The following is a 16,085-nucleotide window of genomic DNA, read 5'->3' on the forward strand; positions in this document are numbered from 1 at the left end:
GTGAACCGCTTCGACGCAAACTGAAGCGGACAAATGATGTGCTACCAAACCGGACAACTTGATTAGCTACCGACAGCGGGACGCGACGGCGACTGCGCGGAGCCTGGTCTCGTCGCCGGCACCGGCGTCTTCCCCACGGATCGCAAATGCGCCAGACTTGGCCCTGAAGGCTTGGCTACCGAGCGAAGTTCCGGGGAGGGGCCGTCCACCGGCGCAGGTTTGGCCTCGGTTAACCTTCCTGGCAGGCGGGGACCGGAGCGACGTCTTGTTCCGGCGCCGATCCGCGACGCAGGCCGAGGAAGACGACGATGGCCGTAAGCACGGTGATGGTCGCCAGCAAGACGAGCAGCCGGTCGAATGCAGTTTCATAGGCCTGGATGAGGAGGGTGGCGCCAGCCGTCGGCAGATGTAGCGCCGCTCCGGCGATGTTGCCGGTTGCCAGCAGCTGGGCCGCCGCGGCCGCTTCGGCCGGCGAGACCAGCGCCTGAGCGCCAAGCTGCGTGGCGGTGAAACCGGACAAGGTCGCCATGACGATCGCCAGGGCCACGCCCTCGCTGGCGACGCGGGTGGTGTTGAAGATGCCGACCGCCATGCCGGCGCGATCCTTCGGCACGACGCTGACGGCGAGTCCGTCCATCAGCCCCCAGGGCAAGGCGATGCCGATGCCGATCAAGACCAGCGAGGCCACCAGCGCGTTGTCCGCCACGAGCACACGACTGAGCCAGACCAGGCCGGCCGCGGCGACGAGGAGGCCCACACCGCAGATTGTGGCCGGGGCGATCCAGCGTGCCACCTGGCCGGCCAGCAGCGGCAAGATCAGCAGCGGCCCGGACAGGCAGATCATCAATTCTCCCGCCTTGATCTCGCTCATCCCCTCGATGCCGATGAAGCGGATCGGCAGGAGCACGAGCAGGACGACGAAGGCATAGGCAGGGGCGGCTGCCAGGAACTGCACGCCGACGAAACGCGGAAAGCGAAACAGCGTCAGATCCAGCATCGGCCGGCGCACCCGCCGCTCGACAATGACGAAGGCCGCAAAGCCGGTGACTGCCAGGCCGAGAAGGGCGATAACCAAGGGGTTGGCCCAACCGCTCTGCGGCGCCTGAAGCACGCCGTAGGTCAGCGCGGCGAGCGCGACGGTGAAGGTGCCGGCTCCCGCCCAGTCGAGCCCGGATGCATTCGGGTCGCGGGATTCGGCGACGGTGCGCTGGCCAAGCGCGGCGGCGGCAAAGCCAAGTGCCGCCACGAGAAGAAAGATCGCGCGCCAGCCGAATGCGTCGATGAGCAGGCCAGAGGCAACAGGGCCGAAGGCAAGGCCGATGCCGAAGCTGGTGCCGAGGAAACTGAAGGCCCGCAAACGCGATTGCCCGTCGAATTCCTGCGCGAGCGCGGAGGCACCGCCGGCGAAAGCGGCCGCGCCGCCTATGCCTTGGAGGGCCCTGAACAGGTCGAACCAGACGATGTCTGGCGCCAGCATGCAGCCCAGCGCGGCAAGCACATAGGTGGCAAGGCCAGCGAGGAAGATCCGCTTGCGGCCAAGGTTGTCGGCCAATGCTCCGGCGGCCATCAAGCCGGCGCCGAAGGTCAGCATGAAGCTATTGGTCACCCAATTGAGTTCGATCGGATTGCCGCCGAGATCGGCGGCAATGCGCGAAAGCGCCACGGCTGGGCCGGTAAAGCTCAACGGCATCGTCATGGCGGCAAGACAAACCGACAGCAGCACAAGCCATCTGCCGGCCGGGCCGGTTCTGGTCATCAAAGTCATGGATTTTCCTATCCGAGGCGGGATTTACCGGCAGGTCCTGACCGGCACAGCCGATCGCAACGGCAAGATAGGGCGGCGACATTTCCGGCAAAATAGTATTAAATCTCCGTTCATCTCGGAGCAAAACGCTCGAATAGGTTCACCATGGATCGCCTCAACGGCCTTCTGGCTTTCGCCCGCACCGCCGAGCTGGGCAGTTTCGTCGCCGCCGGACAAGCGCTCGGTATTTCCGCCTCCGCGGTCGGCAAGAGCGTCGCCCGGCTCGAGCAGGAACTCGGCGTGCGTCTCCTGCAGCGGAGCACGCGGCGTATCGGCCTGACAGAGGAGGGCAAGCTGTTCAACGAGCGGGTGCGCCGCATCCTCGACGATATCGATGATGCGGAGGCGATGCTGTCGCGGACACGCGAAGCGCCGCATGGCCGGCTGCGCATCTCGACCCCCATCGTCACCTATCATCTGCTTTTGCCGGTGCTGTCGGAATTCATGGCGCGATATCCGGAAATCGAGCTCGATATCGATTTCAACGATCGCATCGTCGACGTCATCGAAGAGGGTATCGACGTCGCGATCCGAAGCGGCGAGCTGCCCGATTCACGATTGGTATCGAGGCCCGTTGCGCCTTTTCGCATGATCTTGTGCGCAGCCTCGTCCTATCTCGATCGGCATGGCACTCCCGGCACGCCGGCGGATCTCGCGGCCCATTTCGGCATACATTTCCGTTTTCTCAACAGCGGCAGACTGCTCAACTGGCCGTTCATGACCGGGAGCGCCGCGCCGCAGATCCGTTCGATGCTGACCTGCAACAACATGGAGGCGTTGAAGGGCGCCACGATTGCCGGTCTCGGCATCGCCTGCATGCCCGATTTCCTGGTGCGGGAGGCGCTGCATGACGGCAGGCTGCGCACCGTGCTCGACGAGCATGTCGACGGACGCGGTCAGTTTCGCATGCTGTGGCCGTCCAATCGCCATCTTTCGCCGAAGGTTCGGGTCTTCGTCGATTTCCTGTCCGAAAGGCTTGCGGCGGGGCGATAGGCCCGGCAATCCAAATGAAGGTCCGCGGGGATGGTCAGTAGGTCGCGCGGCCGCCGGAGAGATCGAAAGTCGCGCCGGTGGTGAAGGAGTTCTCGTCCGACAGCATGAAGACGACCATGGCGGCCGCCTCCTCGACCTCGACGAAGCGGCCGCGCGGCACTTTGCCGAGCATGTAGGCGACCTGCGCCTCGGTGAGCTGCTCGAGGATGCGGGTGCGGGCGGGCGAGGGCGTCAACGCGTTGACGGCGATGTCGTGTCCGGCAAGTTCCTTGCCGAGCGATTTGGTCAGCGCCAGCACGCCGGCTTTTGCAGCGGAATAAGCGGCGGCATTCGGATTGCCTTCCTTGCCGGCCACCGACGAGATGTTGACGATGCGGCCGTAATTGCGCGCGACCATGCCGGGCACCAGGCGCCGGCAGCAATAGAAGACGCCGTTGAGGTCGATGTCGACGATCTGGCGCCAGGCGGCGGGGTCGTAGTCCGCCACCGTCGCCGCCGGCCCGGCAATGCCGGCATTGTTGACGAGGAGATCGACGGGACCGAGCGTCCGCTCGGTCTCGGCGGCGGCGCGATCGACGGCCTCGATTTGCGACTGGTCGCACAGGATCGCTTCAACGCGGCCGAGCGCGGCGAGTTCGGCAGCAGCTTTGCGCATCGCGGCCTGGTCGACGTCCCAGATGGCGACGCCGGCGCCTGACGACAGGAGGCGCCGAGCGACCGCAAAGCCGATACCTTGCGCGCCGCCCGTCACCACGGCGATGCGGCCAGACAGGTCGACGGCATTCTGACGGCGTTCCATGGGCACTCCTCCGTTCCCTTTAGAGCAATTCAGCATCCTGATAGGATTGCTGACCTCCTCTGATTTCTGTTTTACGCAATTCTGGACGGAAAGCCGCTGAGTATTTTTCCTGGAATTCCTTTGGCATTGGATAGCCCGGATCAGGCCCCGACGTTTCGCGCCACCAGTCTGGCTCCGCTTGGCCCAATGAGCAGCACGACCCGGAAGCGCGCCGACTGCAGGGCCATGACGAAGCAGAGGTCGACGTTGTGCGGAGACGGCGACGGTCGCTATCACCACACCGAGGAAGAGCGGCCAACCAGCGGCTTGCCTGCCTTGGTGTTGATAAACGGCTCACCTCCAGCGGTTTGGCCTACAAGACGTGATAAATTGGTCTTCGCATGATGGATGCACGGTCCGCATCAGGTGCTCCAAGCAAACGACAAAGCTGTCCTCGTCAGCCAGCCTTTTCTGGGGCAGGAAGGCCGAAGCCACCCACGGGCTGGGTCTCGATCTGGAATTCGAAGCCGGCGATGAAGGGACGCGCCTTGGCGATCGCCGCCTGGACTTCGGGCAATTGCAGCGAGGCCTTGTGGCTCGCCTGGTCGGTCCACACTTCGGTAACCCAGATCGCGTCGGCGTCGGCCGGATCGGTGGCGATGATGTAGCTCAGGCAGCCGGGAAGCGCGGCGGTGCTTTCGCGCAGCACCTCCATGACCGCATCGCGCTGGCCGCGCGCCGCCCGCATCTTGCCGATCAGTCCGTACATGCCCTTGCTCTCCCTCCAGGTTGCACGCTGCATGAAGTATGCAATCGCCAGCTCACGGCATCAACTGGCCGCCATTCACCTCGATCACCTGGCCGATGATGTAGCCGCTCAGCAGATCGGATGACAGGAACAGATAGGCGCCGACGCAATCCTCGGGCGTTCCGGCGCGCCCTTGCGGAATGGTGGCGACCATGGCCTTGATCTGCTCGGCGCTCGAATAGCGTTCGTGGAAGGGCGTCAGGATGGTGCCCGGCGCCACCGCGTTGACGCGGATGCCGAAGCCGATCAGTTCCTTGGCCATGCCGCGCGTCACGTTGGAGACGAAGGCCTTCGACGACCCGTAAAGGCCGGCGCCGCCGCCGGCGCCGTTGCGGGCGGCGATCGAGGTGGTGTTGATGATGAAGCCGCCCTGGCGCTTCAGCCATGGTATCGCCTTGCGCGAGGCGGTCAGGACAGAGCGCGCATTGAGGTCCATCACCGCGTCGTAGTGCGCTTCGTCCTGCTCGGCATAGGCGACGCGGCCAAGCATGCCGCCGGCATTGTTGACCAGCCCGTCGAGCCGGCCGAAATGGTTTGCGCTCTCCTCGACGACGCGTTCGACATCGGCAGGTTTCGAAAAGTCACCCTGGACCAGAAACACCTCGCCGCCATCGTCGCGGATGGACCCGGCCAGGTTCTCGGCGGCCTCGCGGCTCGCATTGTAGTGCAGCGCGACACGGCACTTCTGCGCCGCGTAGGCACGAACAAGTGCTGCGCCTATGCCGGTCGAAGCACCGGTGACCAGCACCGCCTTTCCGGCAAGATCGGGGATGGCAAGTGTTGTCATGTCGGCTGGCCTCCGGGTTGCCATCCTTCGTAGGCCATTGCCGGCCTGCCGTTCAAGCCCGGTCGCGCTCAGGGCCTGAGATAGAGATAGCCCTGGTGTTGCAGTTCGGCGAGCTTCACGACGCCGCCTTTCTCGGCAAGCTGGAAGCCCGCCAGCAGGTCGGTCAGTGTGATATCCATGCCGTGCAGGGTATTGCTGCAGGCTTGCGGGACGAGTCCCCGCTGGACAAGGCCGGCGAAGCGGCTGGAAACAGCGCCGGAAGCGCCCTTCGACTTAAAGGCGGCCAGAGCCGGACCGTGCACCACAAGCACGATCTCGACGTTGCCGCCGGTGCCTTCATAGTGGTTCTTGATGTTGCCGAGGACGAAACTGACCTTGTCGGCGTCGCTGAGGTGATAGGCGACTTTCAGCCTTCCCTCAGGCGTTGCCGCATTTGCACGGCTCAGACCGAGCAGGCCCGCGGCGCCTGCGAGACCGGCACGAAAAATGTCACGGCGCAGCATCCTGTCCTCCCTTGCCTTACCCGTTCGCAGAATTTTGCATGGTCCGGGCGATGCTCCTAGATTACTGCGTCTCACGGAAACGGCGAAACGCCCTATCTCCTTGTTTTTACGCAATTCCGAACGGAAAACTGCTCACATTTTTCCCGGAATTGCTCTAGCATCAAGCCAGTCCTGTCGGCGGGAGGAGGGATCATATGGCATCGAGGACCGTTGTGGGGAGGGCCATGGCGGGCGCGGTGCTTTGCGCTGCCCTTGCCGCTTTTGCCGGCGCGGCGCGCGCCGAACAACCGCCCAAGCTTCCCGAGCTCAGCCCGACCGGCGCCGACGCCTGCTTCGGCCGCGTTTATGATGCCGCCCATCTGAAGGCGCATCCGCACCAGAAGGTGGCGCGCATCTTCTTCTACTATGGGCACGACCCGGTCAGCCGGCCGAACGAGGAGCCGAGCACGATGTCGGACGCCGCTTATAACGGCTTTCTCACCACCACCGTGCGCGGCGCCAAGAAGCCGGACTGGGCGGCTGGCTGGTGCAATAAGGAGGACCCGGGCGACATCGCAAGCGGCATCCGCTGCGGCATGGAATGCGACCGCACGCTCGCCTCGCTGAATGTCGACGACAAAGGCCGGCTACTCCTCTCCAACGTACAGCCCGATGTGTATCTCGACGTCGGCGCTGAAGAGGATCTCGGCAAGGCCGAGTACAACAAGCAGGCGTTGGGCAGCAAGGACGACAATTTCAAGCTGGACCCGATGCCGGCCGAGACGTGCAAGGCGGAGTTCGCGCGCATCGACCCGATCGACCCGGCGCTGGGGGACCCGCTGCGCGTACGGCTGAAGCCCGACCAGCCCTTCTGCTTCGGGCGTGACTACGACGATGCGCATCTGACGTCGCGTCCCAACCAGCTGACGCAATCGATCCGCGTTTTCCGCGGACCGATAGAGCTTGCCTCGTTCGCCGCCGGCGGCGATGCCGCGAACTGGCCGGATGGGGCGGATATCGCCGTTTCGGTGACGACGAGGCAGAAGGGGAAAAAGGTCATGCAGACCTATTCCTGCCAGGGCGAGGCCGACCAGTGGCGTTGTTCGGCCAGTTCGAAGATGAGCGACTTTTCCTGCGACATCTCGCAGAAGGAGATTTTCCTCAAGCGGGGCGCCAACGGCACAATGATGGTCGCGAACCCCAACAATGCGGTGGCAATTGTCGATCTCTGCTCGAAGGCGGCGGATGGCAAGACGAAATCCGACGACAAGGTCTACCGCCTGAACCCCATGCCGCAGTCGGCCTGTGCGCCGTGACCAGCGCTTCGTCATTCTCCAACGTCTGCCATGCTGGCATCGTCAGGCGAAAGGCACCGCCGTGGTGCCTTTCGGCAGCTTGGCCTCGTCGTCCGGCTCGACATGTATGGTGACGCGCACCGAGGGGATCTCGGCCTTCAGCGCATCCTCGATGCGGTCGCAGATGACATGGCTGGCGCCGACGGTCATGTCGGCGTCGACGACGAGATGGAACTCGATGAAGGTGGCGCGGCCGGCAATGCGCGTCTTCAGGTCATGCACTTCGAGCGCGCCTTTCGAATTGGCCGAGATGATGTCGCGGATCTGCATGTGTTCCTGGGTGTCGACGGCGCGGTCCATCAGGCCGTTCATCGACGAACCGATGACATGCCAGCCTTGCCACAGGATGTTGAGCGCGACGATGACGGCCAGCGCCGGATCGAGGATCTGCCAGCCGGTCAGCACTGCGCCGACAAGACCACCGAACACGCCCACGGACGTCACGACGTCGGTCATGATGTGCTGACCGTCGGCCACCAGAGCAGGTGATCTCGCGTTTCGCCCGGCGCGGATCAGCGTGAAGGCCCAGATCGCATTGACGACGGTCGCGGCGCCGTTGACGGCAAGGCCTTCCCAAGGCTGTTCCAGCGGGGCCGGATGCTGCCAGGACTGCCAGACCTCGTTGAGGATGAGCAGGGCTGCGACGACGATCAGCACGCCCTCGAGCACGGCCGAGAAATATTCGGCCTTGTGATGGCCGAAGGGATGGTCCTGGTCGGCCGGCTTGTAGCTGACCTGGACCGCCCAGAAGGCAGCGGCCGACGCAATCACGTTGACGATCGATTCCAGCGCATCGGAATAGAGCGCGACGGAGCCAGTGATGTACCATGCGGCAAGCTTGAGGGCGAGGACGACGCCGGCGACGACGATCGACCAGAAGGCGAGCCTTGCGACCTTCTGCCTGGTCGCGGCTTTTGCTTGCGCCGTCGTCAGCGTCATTGCCGCGTTCATCCCAACGCGCCGCCCCTCAGGCGGCCTTTTCCTTGGCCTTGCGCGGCAGATGCGCGACGATGTTCTCGATAATGCGCATGCCGGCATTGTGGCCGAGCGTCATGATCGATTCAGGATGGAACTGCACCGCTGCGATCGGCTCCTTGCGGTGCTCGAAGGCCATGATGATGCCGTCCTCGGTCTCGGCGGTGACCACGAAGCCGTCGGGCAGGCGCACCGGGTCAGCGAAGATCGAGTGATAGCGGCCGACGGTCACTTCCTTGGGCAGTCCTGAGAAGATGATGCCGGGCTTCGAAACGCGGATGCGCGACGGCTTGCCATGCATGGGGATATGCAACTGCCTAAGCTCGCCGCCATAGGCTTCGGCCAGCGCCTGCAGGCCAAGGCAGACGCCGAAGATCGGCAGGTCGCGGCTGCGGGCTCGTCTGATGGTGGCGGCGCAGTCGAAATCCTTCGGCGTGCCCGGGCCGGGCGACAGCACGACGAGGTCGGGCCGCAGCCGCTCGAAGACCTCCTCCGGCACCGGCGTGCGCACGGTGGAAACGTTGGCGCCGGTCTGGCGGAAATAGTTGGCCAGGGTGTGGACGAAGGAGTCCTCGTGGTCGACGAGCAGGATGTTGACGCCGTCGCCGACGCGCGCGGTGGTGCGCTCGGTTCCCGTGGCGTTGCCGGTCTTGGCGTCGCGGATGGCGGAGAGCATAGCGGATGCCTTCAGTTCGGTTTCGGCTTCTTCTTCCTCGGGAATGCTGTCGAAGAGCAGCGTGGCGCCGGCGCGCACCTCGGCGATACCGTCCTTGATGCGGATGGTGCGCAAGGTGAGCCCGGTGTTCATGTCGCCGTTGAAGTTGACCATGCCGATCGCCCCGCCATACCAGGCGCGCGGGCTCTTCTCGTTCTGCTCGATGAAGCGCATGGCCCACAGCTTCGGCGCGCCGGTGACGGTGACCGCCCAGGCATGTGAGAGAAACGCGTCGAAGGCGTCCATGCCTTCGCGCAGCCGTCCCTCGATGTGATCGACGGTGTGGATCAGGCGCGAATACATCTCGATCTGGCGGCGGCCGATGACGCGCACCGAGCCGGGTTCGCAGACGCGCGACTTGTCGTTGCGGTCGACATCCGAGCACATTGTGAGCTCGGACTCATCCTTCTTCGAGTTGAGCAGCTTCAGGATCTGCTCGCTGTCGGAAATGGCGTCGTCGCCGCGCTTGATGGTGCCCGAGATCGGGCAGGTCTCGACTCTGCGGCCATTGACGCGCACGAACATCTCCGGCGAGGCGCCGATCAGATATTCGTTCTCGCCGAGATTGATGAAGAAGGAATAGGGCGAGGGGTTGATCGACTTCAGCTTGCGCGAGATGTCGGAAGGCTGGCTCTCGCAGCGCTCGTAAAACATCTGGCCAGGCACGACCTCGAACAGGTCACCGCGCTTGAAGCTCTCCATGGCGCGCCGCACCAGGTTGGCGTATTCGCCCGGCTCGTGGTCGCCGCGCGGCGGGATACGGTCGGCGGTCTTGAACGGCTCGACTTGGGCATCGCGGGCCATGCCTTCGGTGGAAAAGCCTTCGCCGGAATAATCGTAGCGGTCGGTCCAGGCCTTGGTCGAATAGTGGTCGACGACGAGGATCTCGTCGGGCAGGAACAGCACGAGGTCGCGCTGGCTTTCTCTGCGCTCGAGCCTGTACTCGACAGGATCGAACTGGAAGGCGAGGTCGTAGCCGAAGGCGCCGTAAAGGCCGAGATTGGCGTCCTCGGCGGTCTTGAACAGCGCGGTGATAGCGCGCAGCACCGTGAACACGGACGGAACGCGGCTGCGTTCCTCCTCGGTGAAGACGCGACCGGGTTTGGCGACATCGAGGCGGATGAGCGTCTTCGAGGTTTCGACGATCGTCACTTCGCTGAGTTCGCCAAGCGCCTTGCCGATCACCGGCAGCAACACTTCGCCGCGCTTGTTCAGCGCTTCGATGCGCATCGTGCGTCCCCGCGCGGAAATCACCAGCGGCGGATCGATGATGGCCGTATCCCAGCGCGTGTAGCGGCCCGGATATTCGTAGTTGGAGGAGAACACGGCGCCACGGCGCGAATTCAGGCCGTCGACATAGGCATCGATCGCGCCTTCATAGGGCCGGTCGTGCCGCTCGCGGGTGATCGTCACGCCGCCCGCGGTGACGAAGCGCTCGGCCCCGTTGTCCAGAACTTTAATCGTCATTGCCGTCTCCATCAGCGTCTTGGGCAACGGACCCGGGAATGGCGTTAAAAAACAAATGGCCGCCCGGACATTCCGCTGCGGCCACCCTCTTTTTCACGCGCACACGCACGAACAGGCCGCTGTCAGCGAGCCCACCACCAAACGGTCTTGTTCGAACGCATGTTCATGGCGACTCCCATAGCGGCGAATGGAGGTCCATGCAACTGGATTTCACGCCGATGCCGAACGCGCAGCCTCAGTCTTCCAGCGTGCCGGAGCGTGCGTCGCCGCTCCTGGCGTCGCCGGCGAGCTTCAGAAGATCCTCGCCGGCGCGGATGATGCGGCGCGAGCGGCGGGTGAGGATTAAGCCCGATTGCGGGGCAAACACTTCCGTGCGGCCGCCGGCCTCGCCGGGCGCATGGACGATCGTCGCCAACCTGTCGCCCTTCTTGACGCGGTCGCCGGGCTTGACGTCGTAAAGGATCGCGCCGGCCTTGGGCGAGGGCATCATGTCGATGTTTTCCAGCGGTACGACCGGTCCGGAAAATTTCTCGAATTTCGGCACGGATGAATCCTGAACGACGCCGCGCGTCACCAGCAGGCGGTAGAGTCCCGCGGCATCCGACGCAGCGAGGGCGGCGTCGACGTCGAGTATGCCGCGATATTCGACCGTGGTGACGGCGCGGCGATCGAAGCGCGCGATGCCCGCGGGCGCGTTCTGGTAGGGCATGATCGAGGCGCCTTCGAACGTGCCGGTATTGTCCTCGCTCCACAGCAGGACGGCTTCGGCGCCCATGGCGGCCGCGCAATCGGCCATATGCGGCCAAAAGCTGGTGTGGATGTAGAGATAGGCGAGACCTTCGTCGTCACAGTGGAGGTCAAGGACGATGTCGTTACCGAGCGAGAGCTGGACGAGCCGGTTCTTCAACCGGCGATCGGCGCCGCCGAGGCTGACATCCGGCAGAAGCCTGGCGTCGGGCGCGGCAAGCAACGGAAAGGAGCGGTTGAAGTTGGTGCGGGTGCCGAGATTGAAGCGGCCCTGGTGCTCGCCGAAATGATATTGCGCGCGGCCGATCGGGTTGGCCCAGGGCACGATGGTGATCGGACCCTTGATGCGTCCCTCGGCCTCCGCCTTGGCCAACATAGGCATCAGCGCGTCGATGGCAACGACGCCCGGCAGCTCGCCGGCATGCAGCGCCGCCTGCAGATAGGCGGAAGGAGCCGCCTTGTCCCTGCCCTCGAAACGCAAGATCGGAAATTCGTAAACGACACCCTCGCTGTCGCCGGCGATGCGTTCGATCGTCTTCTGCATGGGGGGCCTCCGAATGAAGAGGCCACCAAATGCATGTTTGCGGATCGGCTGTCGAGTGGTCCAGCGGCGCCGGGCTGTCGGCGAGAGCGGGTACGGCGAAGAGGCCAAGCCTTGCTACGGCGCCGAGCCTTGCTACGGCGAAGTCGCCGAGCCTAACCGCTGCGCCCTTTCCTGGAATTGCTCTACTCCAGCGGCTTCAGATCCTGGACGATGGTCGGCAGCAACTCCGAGACGGTCGGGTGGATGTGCATGGCGCGCGCCAGCCTCGAGATCGGCGCCTTCGCGTACATGAGGTCGAGCACGCAGTGGATCGCCTCGTCGCCGCCTGGCCCAAGCACCGAGCAGCCGAGGATTTCGCCGGTATCGGCATCGGCCAGGATTTTCATGAAGCCTTGCGTCTCGCCCTTCTCGACCGCGCGGCCGACACGCGTCATCGGCCGCTGTCCGACCAGCGCGCGGCGGCCGGATTTCTTCACGGCGGCTTCCGTCATGCCGCAGCGTCCAAGCGGCGGGTCGATGTAGAGCGCATAGGCCTCGATGCGGTCGCTGACCTTGCGCGGATCATTATCGAGCAGATTGGCGGCGACGATCTCGAAGTCGTTGTAGGAGGTGTGGGTGAAGGCGCCCTTGCCGTTGCAGTCGCCCATCGCCCAGATGCCCGGCACATTCGTGCGCAACTGGTCGTCGACAATGATGTAGCCGCGCTGGTCGACCGCGACGCCGGCCTTGTCCAGGCCGAGATCGTCGGTGTTGGGCGTGCGCCCCAGCGCCAGCAGCACATGCGAGCCGACCGCCGGCGGCTTGCCGGCGGCGAAGGTGACGGCGATCCCATTGCCTTGCCTGACAAAGGCGATGTCGTCCGCGCCGACATGGACGGTGATGTCTTCGTTTTCGAGTATCGATTGGATGGCGGCGGAGGTGTCCTCATCCTCGCGGCCGGTCAGCCGCGGCGCCTTCTCGATCACCGTGACCTCGGAGCCGAAGCGGCGAAACATCTGCGCGATTCCAGCGAGATGTAGCTGCCGCCGACGACGATCAGATGGCTGGGCAACACATCGAGATCCATGATCGAGGAATTGGTGAGATAGGGTATGTCGTTGACGCCGGGCAGATCGGGCACCGAGGCGCGGCCGCCGGTGTTGAGGAAAATCTTTGGCGCGGTGAGCAGCTCGTCGCCGACGCGCACCGTGTCGGCGGATTCGAAACGCGCATGGTCGCGATAAAGCGTGCAGCCCTTCATGCCGGCGATCCATTTTTCGAGATTGCCGCGGGCGTCGTTGGTGACCTTGTCCTTGCGCGCCTTGATGCCCTTGTAGTCCACGCCGACGGGGCCGGAGAGCGCGACGCCATAATCGGCAGCGCGGCGGGCGAGATGCGCGGCATAGGCGCTCGCCACCATCGCCTTGGTCGGCATGCAACCGGTGTTGACGCAGGTGCCGCCGATGAACTTGCGCTCGATCAGCGCAACCTTCATGCCGGCGGCCTCGAGGCGGCCGACCAGCGGCGGGCCGGCCTGGCCGGCGCCGATGACGATGGCGTCGAAGCTCTTTGCGCTCATGCGACGGCCGCCACGATGAGCAGCCCGCCGACGACGGCGACAGCATCCTCGATGAAGGCGGCGGGCTGATCCTTGCCGAAGGCGGCCGCGAGCCGGCCGCGTGCTTCGGCGCCGCCCAGCGTGCCGATCACCGCGCCGATCGCGCCGGCGACCAGGCCGCCGATGGTGGCGCCGGCGGTCGCGCCGATCACCGCGCCGCAGAAGGCGCCGACGACGATGCGCGTGCCGAACTGCGGCGGTACCTTGCGGCTCGGCGTTGACGGCAGTTGGTCGGCGATCAGCTCGACGATGGCCAGGATGGTGAAGCTGCCGACAGCAATCCAGTGGCCCATGAAGCTCGCCCAAGTATCTGTGACCGGCAGCCAGCCGAGATAAGAACCCCAGGCGACGGCGGCGGGCGCCGTCATGGCGCGCAGGCCGGCAATGACGCCTATCAGCAATGCAAGAATGTAAAGCATGATCGCCCCCCTCAAACGAGACCGTCGCATGGTCTCGCAACGGCAGGCTAGCACAAGCCGGGCGTTTGGCTACGGGGCTTTTGCCAGACGATCGATTATGCTTTGGCAGCAGACGAAAAATCTGGAGATGCCACCATGACGACAAGCGAACGCATAAAGATGGCGGCGGGCGAATGGTACACCTGCATCGACGATGAGCTGGAGGCGTTGCGCATCGCCGCGCGCGATGCGGTGTTCGAGCACAACAGCCTGCCGCCCCGGCAGCGCGGCGATATCGCTCCGGCCCTGCAGGCGCTGCTCGGTGGCGCGGGCGAGGGGGCGCGCATCGAGGCGCCGTTCCACTGCGCCTATGGCTTCAACCTGTTCCTTGGCGATGGCGTCTTCCTCAATGCTGGCTGCACCATCCTCGACACGGCGCCGGTGCGCATCGGCAAGGGGACGATGCTCGGGCCCAATGTGCAGATCTACTGCGCCGAGCATCATCGCGAAGCTGCGGGCCGGCTGGCCGGGCTGGAGATCGCAAAAGCCGTAACGATTGGCGACAATGCCTGGATCGGTGGAAGCGCGGTAATCCTCGCCGGCGTCAGCATAGGCGAGGGCGCCATCGTCGGCGCGGGCGCTGTGGTGACCCGCGACGTACCGGCCAATGCGACCGTCGTCGGCAACCCGGCACGGGCCGTTACTAGAGGCTGAGACCGTCTGGCGCCTTGGTGCTTCGGGAAAACTCGCGCCGGTACTGCCTCGGCGAGGTTCTGAGCCGCGCGGCAAAGTGCTGGCGCAGCGAGGTGGCGCTGCCGAAGCCAGCTTCGAAGGCCACGATGTCCATCGATTTGTCCGTCTGTTCCAGCAGCCTTTGCGCAAGTGCTACGCGTTGGTCGGCGAGCCAGTCGCCGAAGCTGGTGCCGGTGGTTTTCTGGAAACGGCGCGTGAAGGTGCGGCGGGTAAGGCCCGCTGCTTCAGCGACACTGTCCAGGCTGTGGGCTTCGCCGAGCGATGCCCGCACTTCATCGAGGGTCTTGGCGAAGCGGTCGGCGTTCGGCGTCGGCGCAAGCGGGCGCTCGATGAACTGCGCCTGCCCGCCCTGCCGGTGCGGCGAGAGCACGACATGGCGGGCAAGCCGAAGGGCGGCCTCCGTGCCATAGCGAGCGCGCACGATGTGCAGGCAGCAGTCGAGCCCGGCGGCGACGCCGGCCGAGGTGATGATGTCGCCCTCGTCGACATAGAGCACGTCGGCGTCGATCGCGATGTCAGGATGAAGCTTCCGCAACCGATCCGTATAGGCCCAGTGGGTCGTCGCCTTGCGCCCGGCAAGCAATCCGGCGCCGGCAATGGCGAAGGTGCCGAGGCACAAGCCCACGATCAAAGCGCCCCGCCGATGCGCGCGTTGCAGAGCATCCTTGAACGGCGCGGCCAGGGGATCCTCGAGATCCTTCCAACTCGGGATGATGACGATGTCGGCGTCCTCGAGCGCCGAAAGCCCATGTGGCACGACGATGCTCAGCCCCGCATCGGTATGAATAGGCCCGTCCTCTATCGCGCAGACGCGGAAGTCGAAGCGCGGCAGCCCAAGCTTGGTTCGATCGGCGCCGAACACCAGGCACGGCACGGAGAGGTGGAACGGGCTGATGCCGTCGAAAGCGACAGCGGCGATGATCGGGTTCTTCATGGCAGACATCGTTCCGTTGGAAGCCGAATGTCCCAATTCTTTCGATCGTTGTCAATCGGGACACTTTCTCGGCCTGAAACATCCGCCTAGCTTTGCGCCATCAACCTGGTCGAAAGGAAAACCGCCATGTCAGCACCAGCCACCCAGCCGCGCCGCGCGTTAGTCGTCGTCGATGTCCAGAACGACTACAATGGCGGTAGTCTCGCCATCCAGCATCCGCCCTTCAACGAGGCCGTCGCCAATGTTGCGCGCGCCATGGATGCCGCCGCGGCGGCCGGCATCAAGATCGTCGTCGTCAAGCAGATGGCGCCCGAGACCTCGCCGATCTTCGCCAAGGGCAGCCATGGCGGCGAGCTGCACCCCGAGATCGCCAGGCGCGGCCGCGACCACTATATCGAAAAGACGCTGCCTTCGGCCTTCACCGGCACGGATCTTGAAGACTGGCTGCGCGCCAATGCCATCGATACGATCGCGGTCGTCGGCTACATGACGCACAATTGCGATCTGTCGACCATCATCCATGCAGTGCATATGGGCTTTGCCGTCGAGTTCCTTTCGGACGCCAGCGGCTCGGTGCCTTACGCCAACAGCGCCGGCTTTGCATCGGCCGAGGACATACACCGGGTGGTGAGCGTGGTTCTGCAGTCGCGTTTCGCGGCGGTGTTGAAGACAGGCGAATGGGTCGATTGCCTGAAGACCGGGAGGCTGCCCGAGCGCGACACGATCTACGCATCGAACCAGCGGGCCTTGCAGCGGAACGCTGCATAGCTCGGCTGAACTCGGGAATGAAAAAGGGCGCCGCGATGAGCCGGCGCCCTTGACCGTTTTCAGCCTGAAGGATGTTTAGAACAGTCCTTCGATCTGGCCCTGCTCGTTGAGGAAGATCTTTTCCGAAGACGGGGACTTGGGAAGCCCCGGCATCGTCATGATCTCGCCGCAGATGATGAC

15 protein-coding genes and 1 pseudogene are annotated in these 16,085 nt (G+C 64.6%); 4 read left to right on the forward strand and 12 right to left on the reverse strand.

Annotation, left to right across the window (positions count from 1 at the left end):
- Positions 1 to 229 precede the first annotated feature (229 nt).
- The gene (locus tag LB553_RS30135; RefSeq protein ID WP_224518596.1) at positions 230 to 1,765 is read right to left on the reverse strand and encodes an MFS transporter; all 1,536 of its coding nucleotides are present in this window, start codon (positions 1,763 to 1,765) and stop codon (positions 230 to 232) included.
- A 144-nt stretch (positions 1,766 to 1,909) separates the two neighbouring features.
- On the opposite strand from LB553_RS30135, the gene LB553_RS30140 reads away from it, so the two are divergent.
- The gene (locus LB553_RS30140; protein WP_224518597.1) at positions 1,910 to 2,797 is read left to right on the forward strand and encodes a LysR family transcriptional regulator; all 888 of its coding nucleotides are present in this window, start codon (positions 1,910 to 1,912) and stop codon (positions 2,795 to 2,797) included.
- 34 nt (positions 2,798 to 2,831) lie between these two features.
- On the opposite strand, the gene LB553_RS30145 is transcribed toward LB553_RS30140, so the two are convergent.
- From LB553_RS30145 to LB553_RS30165, 4 genes are all read right to left on the reverse strand, one after another.
- On the reverse strand, positions 2,832 to 3,596 hold the full coding sequence (locus tag LB553_RS30145) for an SDR family NAD(P)-dependent oxidoreductase (RefSeq protein WP_224518598.1): 765 nt from the start codon (positions 3,594 to 3,596) through the stop codon (positions 2,832 to 2,834).
- Between the two features lie 436 nt (positions 3,597 to 4,032).
- Positions 4,033 to 4,344: a putative quinol monooxygenase gene (locus tag LB553_RS30155; protein ID WP_224518599.1), complete on the reverse strand. Its 312-nt coding sequence runs from the start codon at positions 4,342 to 4,344 to the stop codon at positions 4,033 to 4,035.
- Between the two features lie 52 nt (positions 4,345 to 4,396).
- Positions 4,397 to 5,170 (reverse strand): SDR family NAD(P)-dependent oxidoreductase, encoded by a 774-nt coding sequence (locus tag LB553_RS30160; RefSeq protein WP_224518600.1) that lies wholly within the window; start codon positions 5,168 to 5,170, stop codon positions 4,397 to 4,399.
- Between the two features lie 68 nt (positions 5,171 to 5,238).
- On the reverse strand, positions 5,239 to 5,673 hold the full coding sequence (locus LB553_RS30165) for a DsrE family protein (RefSeq protein ID WP_224518601.1): 435 nt from the start codon (positions 5,671 to 5,673) through the stop codon (positions 5,239 to 5,241).
- A 194-nt stretch (positions 5,674 to 5,867) separates the two neighbouring features.
- Between LB553_RS30165 and LB553_RS30170 the strand changes: the two genes are divergently transcribed.
- Positions 5,868 to 6,968 (forward strand): hypothetical protein, encoded by a 1,101-nt coding sequence (locus tag LB553_RS30170; protein WP_224518602.1) that lies wholly within the window; start codon positions 5,868 to 5,870, stop codon positions 6,966 to 6,968.
- A 42-nt stretch (positions 6,969 to 7,010) separates the two neighbouring features.
- Here LB553_RS30170 and LB553_RS30175 read toward each other — a convergent pair whose 3' ends face one another.
- The 5 genes and pseudogenes from LB553_RS30175 to LB553_RS30195 all read right to left on the reverse strand — a co-directional run bounded on the left by LB553_RS30175 (position 7,011) and on the right by LB553_RS30195 (position 13,471).
- On the reverse strand, positions 7,011 to 7,958 hold the full coding sequence (locus tag LB553_RS30175) for a cation diffusion facilitator family transporter (RefSeq protein WP_224518603.1): 948 nt from the start codon (positions 7,956 to 7,958) through the stop codon (positions 7,011 to 7,013).
- Positions 7,959 to 7,974: 16 nt separating this feature from the next.
- Positions 7,975 to 10,164: an anthranilate synthase gene (locus LB553_RS30180; protein ID WP_224518604.1), complete on the reverse strand. Its 2,190-nt coding sequence runs from the start codon at positions 10,162 to 10,164 to the stop codon at positions 7,975 to 7,977.
- Between the two features lie 235 nt (positions 10,165 to 10,399).
- A complete protein-coding gene (locus LB553_RS30185) occupies positions 10,400 to 11,455 on the reverse strand; it encodes a succinylglutamate desuccinylase/aspartoacylase family protein (RefSeq protein WP_224518605.1) in 1,056 nt (351 codons plus the stop codon).
- A 182-nt stretch (positions 11,456 to 11,637) separates the two neighbouring features.
- Positions 11,638 to 13,013 (reverse strand): annotated as a pseudogene (locus tag LB553_RS30190) (FAD-containing oxidoreductase).
- Positions 13,010 to 13,471 (reverse strand): DUF4126 domain-containing protein, encoded by a 462-nt coding sequence (locus tag LB553_RS30195; protein ID WP_224518606.1) that lies wholly within the window; start codon positions 13,469 to 13,471, stop codon positions 13,010 to 13,012. Before LB553_RS30195 ends, LB553_RS30190 begins: the two are co-directional and overlap by 4 nt.
- A gap of 135 nt (positions 13,472 to 13,606) precedes the next feature.
- Here LB553_RS30195 and LB553_RS30200 point away from each other — a divergent pair, with 135 nt between their 5' ends.
- On the forward strand, positions 13,607 to 14,164 hold the full coding sequence (locus tag LB553_RS30200) for a sugar O-acetyltransferase (RefSeq protein WP_224518607.1): 558 nt from the start codon (positions 13,607 to 13,609) through the stop codon (positions 14,162 to 14,164).
- On the opposite strand, the gene LB553_RS30630 is transcribed toward LB553_RS30200, so the two are convergent.
- On the reverse strand, positions 14,154 to 15,137 hold the full coding sequence (locus LB553_RS30630; RefSeq protein WP_263484325.1) for a helix-turn-helix domain-containing protein: 984 nt from the start codon (positions 15,135 to 15,137) through the stop codon (positions 14,154 to 14,156). The two genes, LB553_RS30200 and LB553_RS30630, sit on opposite strands and share 11 nt — an antisense overlap.
- Before the next feature lie 126 nt (positions 15,138 to 15,263).
- Between LB553_RS30630 and LB553_RS30220 the strand changes: the two genes are divergently transcribed.
- Positions 15,264 to 15,905 (forward strand): cysteine hydrolase family protein, encoded by a 642-nt coding sequence (locus LB553_RS30220; RefSeq protein WP_224518608.1) that lies wholly within the window; start codon positions 15,264 to 15,266, stop codon positions 15,903 to 15,905.
- A 75-nt stretch (positions 15,906 to 15,980) separates the two neighbouring features.
- Here the strand turns inward: LB553_RS30220 and LB553_RS30225 are convergent.
- A partial coding sequence (locus tag LB553_RS30225) for a formate--tetrahydrofolate ligase (RefSeq protein WP_128312268.1) occupies positions 15,981 to 16,085 on the reverse strand: 105 nt, incomplete at its 5' end.

The sequence above is a fragment of the Mesorhizobium sp. CA8 genome (assembly GCF_020164955.1).
Taxonomy (GTDB): domain Bacteria; phylum Pseudomonadota; class Alphaproteobacteria; order Rhizobiales; family Rhizobiaceae; genus Mesorhizobium.

Bases quoted from the DNA above. Each gene is read 5' to 3' on its own strand.
- LB553_RS30135 (WP_224518596.1), bottom strand. From the start codon at position 1,765: ATGACTTTGATGACCAGAACCGGCCCGGCCGGCAGATGGCTTGTGCTG.
- LB553_RS30140 (WP_224518597.1), top strand. From the start codon at position 1,910: ATGGATCGCCTCAACGGCCTTCTGGCTTTCGCCCGCACCGCCGAGCTG.
- LB553_RS30145 (WP_224518598.1), bottom strand. From the start codon at position 3,596: ATGGAACGCCGTCAGAATGCCGTCGACCTGTCTGGCCGCATCGCCGTG.
- LB553_RS30155 (WP_224518599.1), bottom strand. From the start codon at position 4,344: ATGTACGGACTGATCGGCAAGATGCGGGCGGCGCGCGGCCAGCGCGAT.
- LB553_RS30160 (WP_224518600.1), bottom strand. From the start codon at position 5,170: ATGACAACACTTGCCATCCCCGATCTTGCCGGAAAGGCGGTGCTGGTC.
- LB553_RS30165 (WP_224518601.1), bottom strand. From the start codon at position 5,673: ATGCTGCGCCGTGACATTTTTCGTGCCGGTCTCGCAGGCGCCGCGGGC.
- LB553_RS30170 (WP_224518602.1), top strand. From the start codon at position 5,868: ATGGCATCGAGGACCGTTGTGGGGAGGGCCATGGCGGGCGCGGTGCTT.
- LB553_RS30175 (WP_224518603.1), bottom strand. From the start codon at position 7,958: ATGAACGCGGCAATGACGCTGACGACGGCGCAAGCAAAAGCCGCGACC.
- LB553_RS30180 (WP_224518604.1), bottom strand. From the start codon at position 10,164: ATGACGATTAAAGTTCTGGACAACGGGGCCGAGCGCTTCGTCACCGCG.
- LB553_RS30185 (WP_224518605.1), bottom strand. From the start codon at position 11,455: ATGCAGAAGACGATCGAACGCATCGCCGGCGACAGCGAGGGTGTCGTT.
- LB553_RS30195 (WP_224518606.1), bottom strand. From the start codon at position 13,471: ATGCTTTACATTCTTGCATTGCTGATAGGCGTCATTGCCGGCCTGCGC.
- LB553_RS30200 (WP_224518607.1), top strand. From the start codon at position 13,607: ATGACGACAAGCGAACGCATAAAGATGGCGGCGGGCGAATGGTACACC.
- LB553_RS30630 (WP_263484325.1), bottom strand. From the start codon at position 15,137: ATGAAGAACCCGATCATCGCCGCTGTCGCTTTCGACGGCATCAGCCCG.
- LB553_RS30220 (WP_224518608.1), top strand. From the start codon at position 15,264: ATGTCAGCACCAGCCACCCAGCCGCGCCGCGCGTTAGTCGTCGTCGAT.